This is a genomic window from Acidovorax sp. SDU_ACID1 (assembly GCF_045291395.1).
GTDB lineage: Bacteria > Pseudomonadota > Gammaproteobacteria > Burkholderiales > Burkholderiaceae_C > MR-S7.
On sequence record NZ_CP152342.1, the window covers coordinates 2,404,159 to 2,416,660 of the forward strand.

At 63.6% G+C, this 12,502-nt stretch carries 14 protein-coding genes; 4 read left to right on the forward strand and 10 right to left on the reverse strand.

The annotated features are described in order from the left end of the window. Positions 1–140 precede the first annotated feature (140 nt). The 4 genes from AAG689_RS11775 to AAG689_RS11790 form a co-directional block, all read right to left on the reverse strand. Positions 141–581: a hypothetical protein gene (locus AAG689_RS11775; protein WP_406626086.1), complete on the reverse strand. Its 441-nt coding sequence runs from the start codon at positions 579–581 to the stop codon at positions 141–143. 42 nt (positions 582–623) lie between these two features. Beyond that, on the reverse strand, positions 624–1,100 hold the full coding sequence (locus tag AAG689_RS11780) for a hypothetical protein (RefSeq protein WP_406626087.1): 477 nt from the start codon (positions 1,098–1,100) through the stop codon (positions 624–626). A 76-nt stretch (positions 1,101–1,176) separates the two neighbouring features. Continuing rightward, positions 1,177–1,860: a hypothetical protein gene (locus AAG689_RS11785; protein WP_406626088.1), complete on the reverse strand. Its 684-nt coding sequence runs from the start codon at positions 1,858–1,860 to the stop codon at positions 1,177–1,179. Positions 1,861–1,865: 5 nt separating this feature from the next. Continuing rightward, positions 1,866–2,798: a DNA-processing protein DprA gene (locus AAG689_RS11790; protein WP_406626089.1), complete on the reverse strand. Its 933-nt coding sequence runs from the start codon at positions 2,796–2,798 to the stop codon at positions 1,866–1,868. Positions 2,799–3,046: 248 nt separating this feature from the next. Between AAG689_RS11790 and AAG689_RS11795 the strand changes: the two genes are divergently transcribed. After that, positions 3,047–3,301, forward strand: coding sequence for a hypothetical protein (locus AAG689_RS11795; protein WP_406626090.1), 255 nt, complete (start codon positions 3,047–3,049; stop codon positions 3,299–3,301). Between the two features lie 119 nt (positions 3,302–3,420). After that, positions 3,421–3,606, forward strand: coding sequence for a hypothetical protein (locus tag AAG689_RS11800; RefSeq protein WP_406626091.1), 186 nt, complete (start codon positions 3,421–3,423; stop codon positions 3,604–3,606). Between the two features lie 21 nt (positions 3,607–3,627). Here the strand turns inward: AAG689_RS11800 and AAG689_RS11805 are convergent, their stop codons facing one another. Further along, positions 3,628–5,196: a hypothetical protein gene (locus AAG689_RS11805; protein ID WP_406626092.1), complete on the reverse strand. Its 1,569-nt coding sequence runs from the start codon at positions 5,194–5,196 to the stop codon at positions 3,628–3,630. Continuing rightward, a complete protein-coding gene (locus AAG689_RS11810; RefSeq protein WP_406626093.1) occupies positions 5,196–6,311 on the reverse strand; it encodes a tail fiber domain-containing protein in 1,116 nt (371 codons plus the stop codon). Before AAG689_RS11810 ends, AAG689_RS11805 begins: the two co-directional genes overlap by 1 nt. A 130-nt stretch (positions 6,312–6,441) precedes the next feature. On the opposite strand from AAG689_RS11810, the gene AAG689_RS11815 reads away from it, so the two are divergent. Continuing rightward, a complete protein-coding gene (locus AAG689_RS11815; protein ID WP_406626094.1) occupies positions 6,442–6,618 on the forward strand; it encodes a hypothetical protein in 177 nt (58 codons plus the stop codon). Between the two features lie 249 nt (positions 6,619–6,867). Beyond that, complete coding sequence (locus tag AAG689_RS11820) at positions 6,868–7,131, forward strand: hypothetical protein (protein WP_406626095.1); 264 nt, start codon at positions 6,868–6,870, stop codon at positions 7,129–7,131. A 30-nt stretch (positions 7,132–7,161) separates the two neighbouring features. Here the strand turns inward: AAG689_RS11820 and AAG689_RS11825 are convergent, their stop codons facing one another. Genes AAG689_RS11825 through AAG689_RS11840 form a run of 4 tightly spaced genes read right to left on the reverse strand, consistent with a single transcriptional unit; the run spans position 7,162 to position 12,498 of the window. Next, positions 7,162–7,626, reverse strand: coding sequence for a GNAT family N-acetyltransferase (locus tag AAG689_RS11825; protein ID WP_406626096.1), 465 nt, complete (start codon positions 7,624–7,626; stop codon positions 7,162–7,164). Further along, a complete protein-coding gene (locus AAG689_RS11830) occupies positions 7,605–8,021 on the reverse strand; it encodes a tail fiber assembly protein (protein ID WP_406626097.1) in 417 nt (138 codons plus the stop codon). Before AAG689_RS11830 ends, AAG689_RS11825 begins: the two co-directional genes overlap by 22 nt. Next, the gene (locus AAG689_RS11835) at positions 8,018–9,796 is read right to left on the reverse strand and encodes a hypothetical protein (RefSeq protein ID WP_406626098.1); all 1,779 of its coding nucleotides are present in this window, start codon (positions 9,794–9,796) and stop codon (positions 8,018–8,020) included. Before AAG689_RS11835 ends, AAG689_RS11830 begins: the two co-directional genes overlap by 4 nt. Further along, complete coding sequence (locus tag AAG689_RS11840) at positions 9,793–12,498, reverse strand: hypothetical protein (RefSeq protein WP_406626099.1); 2,706 nt, start codon at positions 12,496–12,498, stop codon at positions 9,793–9,795. Before AAG689_RS11840 ends, AAG689_RS11835 begins: the two co-directional genes overlap by 4 nt. Positions 12,499–12,502: the final 4 nt, after the last annotated feature.

A 12,502-nucleotide genomic window follows, 5' to 3' on the forward strand; every position in this document is an offset into this window, starting at 1 on the left:
CTGTAGCTGGAGGAGCGTGGCAGGCTTGGTACGCCCCAGATACGACGAAGCCCGCACGGGGCGGGCTTCTTGTTGAGTCATCCTCGAAGCGCGATGCCTAAAAACCGGAGGTTACCGTGTCAACTATCCACCTCCATCCGCTACTTACGACGGATGTAGCTCTTCTTCCCAGAAGGAGTGATGGTGTAGCGTCCACCTCTTGGCCCCGTGTACACGGGAGAGGTTCCATAGTTCCGCCCCGGTGTTGCTTGATAGCTCGGGGAGATCTGCGAAGGCTCTTGCGCAAGCTGCGCTTCCAGTTCCTCAATGCGCTTTTTGAGCGCATCAATCTCCGCACGCAGAATCTCTCCCTCCGTGGGGGAATAAGTCCGTCCTAGGCGGTCCTGTAGACCTTGGAGCTGCTTGCGGGATACGTCGAGATCTGCTCTCAGCACGGTCACCGAAGGGCCTGCGGCCGCGGCAGGCTCAGGGGTGTAGTAGCTCGTTCGAGAAACTGGCGCTGCACACCCGCCAGCAAGTGACGCAAATGCAATCAGCAAAACCGGTATTGTTTTCATGCTCCCTCCAAAGGTTGTACCCATGTTACATCCACTAACGTGGGACAGAAGGAGCAGTGCCTTGCTCTACCGGCGTTTCACATAGGTCTTGTTGCCGCCGGAGTTGATGTAGAACCGCCCGCCGCGCGGCCCCGTCTGGATCGGCCCCTGCGCACCACGGTACCCTCCTCCGCTGAGAGACGAAGTGCCGTAGCCTCCTGGCAGGCCTGCAAGCGCTGGCGGGGCGTCGTTGAGCGATGCGAGGATGTTCGCTTCATAAGCGCTCGCCACCATCTCGGCCGCTTGCGATGCAGTCGGAGGCGCCTGGACGCCAGCAGCCGCGAAGGGCAAGCAGTCCAGATCTGTCGCGCTGAAGACCATCGAGGCCCCCGTTCCGAAACGTTCGGGCACAGCGTCTCCAACAGGGCGGCCAAGATCGACGGGCGTCACCTGATCGCGGTAGATCATGCTCCCGTCTTTGCCATAGACGGTGTAGCAAGCCGCTTGGGCGATCGGAGCCATGCTCGCCAAGGCGAGCGCAAGGCTACAGAGCGTGAGTCGCATGTGGTTCCCTCCTGAGGAGACTCTAGCAGAGGAGCTAGACGTGAAAAAGCCCGCCGGAGCGGGCCATCAGCATCCCTCACTCAATAGAAAAACCATCAAGTGAGAAATTTTCCACAACTGGCCTCACCGTCCTAGCCATAAAAATACCAATGACAGGTACACCAGGAAAGCTCTCAGACAATAGATCTGATATCCCAACAAAATGAGCGCCTGTAGTTAAAACATCATCCACAAGAAAAATAGATTTTGGATTAGGTGCTTTCCGCGCAAGTTCCGCATTCAACACTAATGATCTACGAATATCCGCAGGCGCAGCTCTCTCAAAATTTTCATGGCTCGCTCTTAAACTGCCATCCGAAATTAGCATATCACGGATATCCAAATCAAAAGGAAGGTGCCCATTGAGATTATTCAGAATTTGCAAAATTCTGTCATCATAATTCGCATCCTGCCTTGTTTTAGATGGAGGAACTGGCACAAAGGTTGCCAACCTCATGCCTGGAGCATCCCATTTTATTGCATCATAAAGACGCTGCCCCGCCAGTCGTATAGCCTTACCCTTATAGGGCCAGTCAGTCTGGCCTCTACGAGAAGGAGGCTTTTTTAAATTGCCGATATGCTGATTCGTCTCGGAGTATGCAGCCCTAGCACCATTAGTGTATTCATGAGGGGTATATTCACCAAAGAAGTAACACCTATGCTCTGCAGTCAGATAGTAATGCTGCCGCCTCTCAATTTCACCAACGATTTGCAAGCGCATACCCACTATAGATTTGCCAGAATGTCGTCGAAATTTCGAACACGAATAGCACCAAGGTTTTCAAACTTGGATGGCCACGTAATGTTGGGGTTGTGGAAATTGCTCTCCAATATGAAAAGCTTACGCTTTTGCTTTAGGGCTGCCGTTGCCTGGATCAGCGTGCCAGATGTTTCTCCCGCCTCAACAATGATGGTCGCATTTGTCAATGCGGACATTGTTTTATTTCTCTCCGGGAAGAAAAACCGGTTCATCCTATAATCCTGCTGCATATATCTCAGCAAAGGCACCTGACTGATGAGCAAGTAATCGGCAGCTATTTTACGCTGCAACTCCTCATTTTCCCTGGGATAAAACTCTCCAATAGGCGTTCCAATGACGGCAATAGTTCTTCCGCCAGATTCAATTGCTGTCGTATGAGCAATAGTGTCCACACCTTTGGCAAGACCAGATACCACCGTGAAATCATGGTCCACCAAAGCACGAACAAGCTTGCGAGTCCGCGCTGCGCCTTCGGTTGACACGCCACGAGTTCCTACCACAGCAACGCGCTTCGGAGACTCAACGAGATCCCAGTTGCCTTGGTAGTACAACACTTCAATGGGCTCGACCGCATCCCGCAGGCTGTCTGGGTACTCATCAGCCCCGTGCACACGAACGCCGAAGTCTTCCAAGCCTTTGGCAAGGAAAAGGGCCACCACACGCTTGGCAGTCTCTACTGCGACATCTAGGTCAACAAGATCAGATGGCAACGCATCCGGATGCTCGCTGAATAGCTCCGCCATACGCTTCACCGTGGTCTTGTTTTGCAACCATAGGTGTTCGTATGCCCCAAGCTCCGTGTGTACATCCACGGGCTTTGATTTGAAGATCAGGCTCCAATCATGATGACCGGCATCGGGAGCCGCCGAAGACGGCCGGTCAGGATGCGTATCAAGCATGCTTGCTGCTCCACTGTATAAAACAACAGTATCTCACAATACCCCATATCATGCCAGATGCCGGCCTATCAAGCGGCTTTACAGATTGCCCACGAACGCTTCGGATTAGCAGCAAAACTTGCATAAATGCTATTATTTTCATAGCGATTGAGGCCAACCCGCTCCTGCGAGCGATGTCCTGCTACATTCCTCCCATGCGCGCCACCCTTGCCCTCGCCGCCCTGCTTGCTGCAGCCAGGTGAGCCAGCATGGAAGCCCTTGCCCACGCAGCCTTCGAGATACTTGAGCGCATCATCCTCGGCACAGCCCGAGTGCTGATCCCGCTGGCCTCAAATGGGCGTTGGCGCTGCGATGAGCCCAGCACGCGCACTGCGCCACGCCCATCTGGCCTGCTCAGCTACCAGGCGAACGGCCAGCGGTTCATCACCGACACCGGGCAGTTGCTCGTCGGCGTGGTGTTCTATGCCGTGACCGGAGGAGCCTTCATCCTCTCGCTGGGGTGAGGTGCTAGAGTCTTGGATCGGAACGAAAGCCCCATGAACCCCAAGCACCTCGACCTCGTGATCGCTGCCGTTCTGGTGCTCGTGGCTTGGCTGTTCAGGTATGGGGCGCGGAGAGCCTCGTGCTAGACCTCATCGTCGGAGCGTTGCTCATCGCTCTTCTCGCACTATTGCTGTACAACCTCTTCCGCGGCATGACAGCAAAGGGCGGAGGCGACATGGGATATCGCGCTGTCATTTCCTGGGCAGCGTTTGCCGGCATGCTCGTGGTGACATCAATTGCAAGCTTGTTCGGCTGGAAGCCGTAGGCGGTTGGCCCACCCACCGTTTTACCGTCGCACTGGAACTTCTTCCACCACGCGCCTCCCGCCAGGCAACTCGTACACCGGCCGTCCGCCAGCGGTGCCGATCTGCTTGGCCCCTTCGGGCAGCGCATGCACCACCCCGCCCCTGACCGCGGCCGGCGCCGACTTTGCCGGCCCCTGAGACCCCGCCAACATGCTCTGGTACGTCTTGCGCTCCTCGGACAGCGCGGCGATGGTGTCGCGCAGCCCCTGCAACTCGGCGTGCTGCGGACTGCCCGGCTTGGCAGAGGAATACGCGAAGTCTTTTTGAAGAGCGGAGAGCGTCTTCTGTGCGTCGGTGATCCGGCGGCTGGTTTCGCCGAGCAGGCTGGTGTAGCGCATCCGCTCCTCGCGGCTCACGCCGGCTCCAGGAGCCGGCAGAACTCCCAACTCGATGGCGCGTAGCTTCTCGGCGGAAATGTTTGGATCAGCCTCGCGCGCCAGCCCGCCCCGCACCTGACGCAGTTCCTGCCTATCCGCCCGTGCTTGCGCATGGTTTGCTGCGGCCCGGCCATCCGCAGCGGCCGCGCGCGCATCCGCCCGGTCGCCCCGGCGGTCGGCGTTGTCTGCTCGGCGGTCCTGGTTCACCTGCAACTGCCGCTGGAAGTTGTCGTGGTTCAGCTTGTAGACCGCCGAGGGGTCCACGGTGGAGCGCAGCATGGCATCCGCCTGGTCGGCGGTGGTTTGCACAGGCGGCAGCGGCTTGCCGTCCACGCCTACCATGTTCATAACAATGGCGCCGTCCTGGCCGCGCTCGATGCCGGTGATCCTCGATGCGCCGCCCAGGGCGAAACGGTTCAGGTAGTCGATGGTCGGCGCGTAGTTGCCCGCCGCGAACGCAGCGACGGCCGGGCCCAGGGCCTGCCGTCGCTCCTCGGTTTCGAGCTGCGCCTTGGAGTAGCTGGTGGCCAGCGCCTTCTGGGCCGCCTCCTGCGCTTCCTTGCCGTAGCCGCCCTGGGCCAGCATGAAGGCCCGCTTCTCCTGGTTGCCCAGGAAGTCGGAGAACGTGGGCGTGCGACGCTGGCCGTCCGTGCCCATCAGCCCCTTCTCGAAATCCTCTCCGAGCTGCTTGTCCAGCGCCTCGATGCCGTCCTCGCGTGCCCATGCCTTCTGCGTGCGCGCCTGCTGCTTGGCCTGGAAGGCCTGGATGTTCGCAGCATTGCGCATCTTCATGCCAGCCTCGGGGTCGCCATACTTTTCCATCGCGTTGGCGTAGGCCTGCATCCGCGCGTTGTCCACCACCGGTTGGCCCTGCCCCGCATGGCGGGCTCCCATGAAGTCCGTCACACCCTGCATGGCCACCGTCTTGGTGTCGCCCGCGGCGTTCTTCGCCACGTAGGACTTGCTGGCGTCATCGAACGTGATGTTGTCGAACCCGTTCTTGGCCAGGCTCTCCAGTTCCTGCCCTTGCTGCGCAGTGAAGCCCGTCGATTCTTCCGGTTTGGCACTCGCTATCCGGCTGGTTTCGATCTCGCGCCCCACCTTGTTGACGGTGTCGAAGGCCGCGTTGAAGTTCGTGAGGAAATCGGAAACAGAAGAACGTCCACGGCGCATCACGCTACCTCCTTGAAGTCGATGCCCAGGCGGGCGTAGTCCACGCTCATGTAGCCCGACTCGTCCACCGCTACCGCGTCGGGGTGCACCTTCTGCACCTCATCCGCCATCACGCCGCGGTAGCGCCGGCCCTGCGCGTCGTCGCGGTAGCTGAACTCGTACAGGGCCAAGCCCGTGCGCTCATCGGTGCCAACAGGCTCGATGTCGCACTTCAGCCGGCGGTCAGAAGGGGCAAAAATCCCGGTCTTGGCCATGCCCGCGGCGAAGCCGCCGAGTCCGCCCAGGATGCCGCCGAAGGATTCGCCCTGCTGCTGCATGTTGGCGTGGTAGTTCGCCTGCGCCCCCCACATGCTGGTGGCGTTGCTGCCCATCTGCCCGGCAAGCCCGCCGGCGGCGCCGAATCCCGAATTCAGCCCTGCCAGCCCGTTGTTGGCGATCATCTGAGCCGACGATCCATATCCCGCCCCGGCTCCGGTAGCCTGCATCCCCATTGCCGGGTAGCCTGCCAGTGCGTTGGTCGCCCGGTCGGTCAGCGCATACCCCTCCTGGCGCGCCTGTGTGTTCGCCTGCCGGCTCGCGCCGGCCAGCGCCGATGCCTGGGCCAGCGACGTTTGGTTGTTCATCGCCAGGGTCTTGCCGGAATTCGGATTGATGCCCATGCGCGCCATCGCCCGTGTCCCCTGCTCACGCGCGTTGCTGAAGGCGGAGTTCACATCCGCCTGCGCTTCGGCCTTGAGCTGCTGGGCCCGTTCGCCGCTGTCGAAGGCGTTGGCATCCGCCACAAGCCGATCCTGCAGGCCGCTGAGAACGCCGCGCCGCGCGGTCATCCACGCCCGGTCATCCCGGGAATCCGCATACGCCTCCCGGGCGGAATCCAGGGCGAACTGCATCTGCTCCTGCTGGAGCGGCGCCATGGATTCGGAGTTGGCCAGGATGCGCTGGATGGCGTTGTCCTGAATGCCCATCGAGCGGATCTGCGCCTCCACCAGGCGCGGATCGGGCGCGGGGGCGCTGTTGCCGCCCTTGCCACCCTCCAGCGTCATCCCGCCGCCGGGGCGCGGGCAGAAAGACTGCTCAGGGTAAAAATCAAATTCGTTTGCGTGCCAGCGCGTCATAGAACTAGGCTCCTTTGCTCAGCGAGGTTGACAGGCTTGGTACGTGGCTTATTGCGGCTCGTGTAAACTAATCACACTTTGTAGCAACATGTAGCTACAAAGCCTTCCCCAGAACCTCAGGATCAACACCATGAATGACAAGAAAGTTTTCGGCTCTCTTCGCGTCGTGGCTGGCTGCGCTCTCATGGGCGCGATCTTGTCCGGCGCGTTTCTGAGTTGGGTTGATGTCCCTGGCGACATCCGCTCATATGGCGCCGTCCTCGGTGCAGTGGCGGGAATCTACGCCAAAGTCGCCCATGTCCTCTGAGCTCAAGGTGAGCCATTGGCGTCAACCATATCAGCATCCCTTGGTGACCCAGACACGTATGTAAATGCGCTGGGAAAGCTCCTCACCTACGTAGATGGGAGCTGGGTAGACATCTGCTCGATCATCATGGCCTTAGTGCTGGTCACCCGCCAATGGGTGCGCCGCCCCCGAGACAGGCGGGGCCCCTTCATATGCCGCGATACGGGCGTTGAGTTCGTGAATGCAGCATCGATTTTTCCCCTGCTCCTGTTGACTCTGTCCATCTTTTCTTCAAAGTTCACCGAAGCACTGCTGAACGGCAACAAGATTACGTTGTCGATTGCCGGAGGGTTTGCCCTTTTTGCCCTTCTCGAAGACCGACACACCTCCAAACAGCAAGCGCCGCAGTTGGAATTCGTCGGCCCCCCCTATATACCTGCGGCCAACGCTCCAATGGAAAGTCCAAAGAGCACAACGCCTAACCCAACACCAGCAGCGCAAAGGCCTGCTCGGCGGCGAGTCAAGAAGCGCTGACGAACCATCCAAGCTATGCAGACAGGCGGATCAGAAGAGCGCGACATGCCTGCACTCCTCTTTCCACATCACCATCAAGATCACATCCCCGCCATCGGGCGCCGCCCCGCGCAGCCGCGCCTCCTCGTGGAAGCCCAGGTGCTCATTGAACCGGCGCGCCAGCGCGTTGCTCTCGTTCACGTAGCCGCTCAGGCGCCGCACGCCGCACACGAGGAACGGGTAGGCGAAGCACGCACGCAGGTACTCGCGCACCAGCCAGCGCGCGCCCGGCACGGCAGCCACATGAATCCACATGTTGTGCCCGTTGAACCCCTCGTAGGCCACGCCGGCCACCAGCGCGCCGCCGCGGCGCAGGCCGATCACCCGCACGTCGGCGCCGGGATGGAACCCCGGGATCAAGCCCTGCATGAACGGCAGCACCGTGCCCAGCTCGTAATCCAGCATGCCCGCCAGCGTGGCAGGCTTGGCACGGCTCAGGCGGGCGCCACAGGCCACGCGATGGCGGCAGGGTCCGGCTGCTGGGTGATGTCGCGCAGCGCCTGGCGGTACTCCAGCCACTCGGGCGGCACCGGCTCGCCGCGCTCCTGTGCGCGCAGCGCGACCCAGTCGCAGGCTGCCAGGCGCGCGTCACGCTCCAGCCGCACTGCCGCCCAGGCGGCGGCTTCCTCCAGCACCCACCGCTTGGCGCCATAGTCGAAGACGTGCCACTTCGAGGGCTTCGCGGGAAGCGCTACAGGCCCAACGCCAGGCTCGTGGCGCTGGAGAAACGCATCCGCCTTCCCGATATGCCGCTCGGCCCCGGGCAGCGTTTGCAGACGCACATGCTCCTTGGGGCAGCGCCCAGTCATCAGGATGCGGCCATTGGCCGCCGCGAAGTAGAAGTCGATCATCGCCTCGTCCCCAGTGCCACGATGGCACACCGCGCGTCACCCCCTTGGTAGTCCGTCTGGATCGCAAAGTAGTGGGAGCCCTGGCCAACCGTTACCGCGAGCGACATTGCCCCCAGCGTGCCCGCAATCGGGTTCTCCGGCCCATAGACCACCGTGCCATCGATCACCAGATACCAGTTCTTCTGGTGGCGCCCATCCCCCTGCGTGAAGGTGCCCACCAGCGTGACGGGCGTAGCCTCGGGGAAATACATCGAAACGGATGCCATGTAGGAGCCCGTGGCCGATGCGGGGACTGTGACTGCATTGCCTGCAATGTTGATCGTCTGCACCGCGTCGATGGCCTGCGCCGTCAGCTTGCCGCTGAACGTCCCAGTGGCCGCCTGCAGCGCGCCAGTGAACGTCCCGCTGGCCGCCATCAAGGCCCCCGCGAAGGTGCCCGTGGCCGCCTGCAGCGCTCCGCTGAACGTGCCACTGCCGTTGATGGAAAGCGTGGTGCCATTCCATGTCAGCTTGCTCCCCAGAGAGAAGCGCCCATCGCTGCCCAGGTAGAAGCCGCCGCCGCTGCCATAGGCCGACGTGTACAGCGCCCCACCACTGATGGTGATGCCGCCGATCTGGCCGTAGTTCGCGTACACCCCGCCGTACATCGTCGCGTTGCGGAAAATGGCATTGCCGCTGCCATCGATGCGCCAGCCGTTGACACCGCCCGAGCTGACGTAGTTCGAACTCTGGATGTACTCGCCCACGCTGATGCTGCCCGCGCGCAGCTTGCTGGCCGACAGGCTGGCCACCTTGGCGTCATCGATGGCCGCGTTGGCGATCTTGGCGTTGGTGATCGTGCCGTTCTTGATGAAGGCATCGGCCATGTACACCCCGGCCGGCACCAGCACGCCGTTGATGGTCACCGGCGTGGTCTGAATCACGAAGGGCTGCACCGAGCTGACGTTGCCATCCTGCGCGGGCGCGCCCACGTAGAAGCGGTTGGCCAGCACGCCGAAGTCGATGGACGGCCCGCGCTCGGCGCTGTTGGAGCCCATGAGCCCGTAGCCGCCCACCAGGCGCCGGCCGTCCGCCGCCACCTGCACGCGCATGCCGTACTGGGTGCCCAGGTAGGCGACGCCCTCGGTCGCGTCATCGATAGTGGCCGACAGCTCGCGGTTCAACTCACTGCCGGTGATCTGGCCGGCGAGCGCATCCAGCAGGCGCTGCACGTCCTCGCCCGTGCGCACCGGCAGGCCGTTGACCCCGCCGGCTGGCGTCACCGATTCCACGCCGCCGACCGAGCGCCAGGTGATCCACATGCGCCAGCTCGTCGCGGGGTCGGAGGGATAGGCGTAGATCTCGCCCATGAAGTCCGACAACTTGGCCGCCTCGGCGAACGTGGGCAGAGGATCGCCGGGGTTCAGCCGCACCCCGTACAGCACCGTGCGGTCGTGGCCGCCGCCATGGGTGTATCCGGGCCGGTCGTGCGTCACGAACACGTTGGTGATGCCCGCGTCCAGCGCGAACCCTGTCGGCGTGGGAGGCGGCGTGGCATCCACCGGCAGCGCGCCATCAGCCGGCGGGCGCGGGATCGCCGGGCCGGGGGCCAGATCACCGTCGCCATCGGGGCCGCCGGCCGACGCCAGGCCCAGCGCCTCCAGGTCACGCACGGTCACCGCCCGGTCGAGCGGATCGCCGCGCAGGCCCATGAAGACCTGCACCACCTCGCGCATGCGGGTATTGAAGTTACCCGCCGAAGTGGCCGGGATGTCGATCTTGCGGCGCTGCTTCATAGCTCCGCGATCTCCTGCGTGGATGTGGCCAGCACCACGCGCTGCACGCCGCCCTCCTCCAGGGACACCTGCACCTGCCAATCCGATGCCAGGAAGTCCGCCGGCAGCCGGAAAACGTCACGCCCCTCCACGGCATCCTCGAACACCTGCTCCCCATCGGCCCACACGGTCAGTGTCAGCGGGTAGGTAGACGCTACCACCTCTGCCGCCGCGAAGGACACCGGGCGGGGCACGCGGAACACCTTCGAGCGGAAGGTGGCGCGCATCAGCGCCTGCGCACCCTCCCACTTCATGATCCGCGTGCCGCGCAGCACGTAGAGCTGGTCCTGCAGCTTGTCGAAGTGCGCAGCGTCGAACCCCTCCTCCAGGAAGAAAATCCCCGCTCCCCCGGCCGGGTCGATCAGGAACCCCTTGCGCGGCTGGCCGGGCTCCGGCTCGTAGCTCCCAAAGTACAGGCCCTCGTACATCTGGCCTATCAGCGTGTGCGGCCGCATCTTGAGCCAGTCTTCGCGCAGCAGCAGGCCTGCCGTAAGGATGCGCGGCCCGCCCGCGCCAAACCAGCACAGCCCGTCGTTGGAGGCCCACGCCACCCCCGCGCCCATGCCCACGATGGAGCGCGGCGCGATGCAGCCCTGCGGCACCTCCAGCGGCACCTGGTCCAGCAGCTCGGGCGACGAGCCTGTCACCAGCAGCGGGTTGCCGGTGGTCAGGATCAGCATGTTCTGCCCGTAGACGCCCAGGCCCACCGGCGTGGCATCGGCCGGCACTGCGTCGTAGGCAATCGGCCACGCATAGGGCGTATACGCCTCGCAGAACCGCACCGACTTGCCCGTGATGCCCGCCAGCATGCCGTTCCACATGGGCGTAAGACAGCGCAGCGGCTCCTCGACGTGGTCATCACCGCCACCTCGCGGCACGCCCGGCGCGGTGAGCCAGGTCTTACTGGGCAGCACCTCGCCCAAATCCTGGTTGGCATCCATGGCGGTGCTGGCGGGCCACGCGGCCTCCAGCAGAAAGAAGAAGTCCGCATCGCCCGTGCTGCCCGCCTGGGTGCGGTACACGCGGATGCGGTTGATGCCATAGCCCCCGGTGGGCGGCGCGGCGAAGTCCGACAGCGTCACCGTCTCCTTGACCGTGCGCTCGACCACCGCGCTGACCGGGCTCGGCGCACTCTCCCAGCCCCAGTCGTTGACGTAGGTGTAGACGTAGAAGTAGTCCTCCACCACGCGCTTCCTGCCGATGTACAGCGTGGCCACCAGCGCCTCGTGGTACACCTCGGCCGTCGCGGGCACGATCTTCTTGATCGCGATGGCCGAACCAGCACCCGCCTCCGTGGTTTCAATGCGCAGCTGCGGCGCGCCGCCTGCGTCCACCTCGTCGGTCAGCTTCAGGCCCGGGACGGGGGCGAGCGCGCTCCTGAGCGATGCCGCTGTCACCACCGGCGGGTAGGTGCCAGCGCCCGCGGTAAGCGTGATCGACACAGGCGCAGCGGCATTCACTGCCACCTGCCACCGATCCCCGGGAGCGGCGTTGGTGCCCAGCCAGTCCCTGCCTACCACCAGAGCCGCCGCCCTGGGGGGATTGCGCTTGATGACGATGGACTGACCCGTCGTGGTCGCGCCCATCACCATCCACACGCCGCTGGCCTGGCCGGTGCTCGTGCTCGTCTCGGGGTTGTAGCTCTCGGGCACATACACTTGGTCGCTGGCCGATACGCCGGCCGCCATCAGCGCGGCGACGATGCTGGATTTGGAATTGCCCGTGAGCTTCACAGACCAGCGCTGCACCCCGGACACCAAGCCCGCCAGCGTGTCCCCGGCCTGCAGCGTCGCAAGCGCAGCCTCGGGCACGAACAGGCTGTAGATGGACGCCGTCACCGCATTGACGGAATACAGCGTGGCCCCTCCATCCGAGCCGCCGGCACCGCCCACGGCGGAGAGCAAGTCGGAAAGCGAGGTGGAGCCCGGGTCGTAGTCCGTCTTGCTGCCCGCCACTGCCGCCACGTTGAAGGGCACGCCCACGGCATCGGCGATCACCCACACGCCCCCCGGGATCTGCTCGTCGTCGCTTCCTGCCACATAGGCGCGCAGCCCATCGAGCGCGTCGAACGTGGCCGCGAATGCCTCGGGCGTCATCTCCGGCCCGCCCGGCGTGCCGATGGTGAAGGACTGGTCAGGCAGGCCCTTGACGCGCGCCACGCACCGCACGCCCAGCGCCGAGGCGCGGACGTTCGCCTCTGGGTAGGCCACACGGTACTTGCCCACGTCGGGGTCTACTTCGGCTTCGCTCACCGAGACGGCCGGGGCCCGCGCCGGCGCGGGCACGCCCAGCGGGCGGTGCGCCACAGGGTTCACTGACGGGTTCGCGGCCGACAGCGCCAAGTTGTCCGTCACCTTCGGATAGCCGTCGCCCGAATACACCGTGCGCTCGGACACGTCCTCGATGTCGAACCCCATGGCCGCGTGCACCAGCTTGGGCCAGGCCAGCCAGTAGCGCTCGTCGCTGGGCGCATCGCGGCCCATGCGGTAGATCGTCTGTGTGCCCGCAGGCGCCGCGAAGACCTGGGCGGGCTCGCGCCAGGGGCGCAGATCGCCGCGCCCCGGCTTCTGGTTGAGCGATACCGCACCCTGGCCCTCGGGGATCAGCTTGGCCTCGGCCGCGCGGTTTTCTCCCAGGAATGAGGAAAGGACGATGGATGGCATCAGC

Coding starts and splice junctions, on each gene's coding strand:
- AAG689_RS11775 (WP_406626086.1), bottom strand. CDS start 581: ATGGGTACAACCTTTGGAGGGAGCATGAAAACAATACCGGTTTTGCTG.
- AAG689_RS11780 (WP_406626087.1), bottom strand. CDS start 1,100: ATGCGACTCACGCTCTGTAGCCTTGCGCTCGCCTTGGCGAGCATGGCT.
- AAG689_RS11785 (WP_406626088.1), bottom strand. CDS start 1,860: ATGCGCTTGCAAATCGTTGGTGAAATTGAGAGGCGGCAGCATTACTAT.
- AAG689_RS11790 (WP_406626089.1), bottom strand. CDS start 2,798: ATGCTTGATACGCATCCTGACCGGCCGTCTTCGGCGGCTCCCGATGCC.
- AAG689_RS11795 (WP_406626090.1), top strand. CDS start 3,047: ATGGAAGCCCTTGCCCACGCAGCCTTCGAGATACTTGAGCGCATCATC.
- AAG689_RS11805 (WP_406626092.1), bottom strand. CDS start 5,196: ATGCGCCGTGGACGTTCTTCTGTTTCCGATTTCCTCACGAACTTCAAC.
- AAG689_RS11810 (WP_406626093.1), bottom strand. CDS start 6,311: ATGACGCGCTGGCACGCAAACGAATTTGATTTTTACCCTGAGCAGTCT.
- AAG689_RS11815 (WP_406626094.1), top strand. CDS start 6,442: ATGAATGACAAGAAAGTTTTCGGCTCTCTTCGCGTCGTGGCTGGCTGC.
- AAG689_RS11830 (WP_406626097.1), bottom strand. CDS start 8,021: ATGATCGACTTCTACTTCGCGGCGGCCAATGGCCGCATCCTGATGACT.
- AAG689_RS11835 (WP_406626098.1), bottom strand. CDS start 9,796: ATGAAGCAGCGCCGCAAGATCGACATCCCGGCCACTTCGGCGGGTAAC.
- AAG689_RS11840 (WP_406626099.1), bottom strand. CDS start 12,498: ATGCCATCCATCGTCCTTTCCTCATTCCTGGGAGAAAACCGCGCGGCC.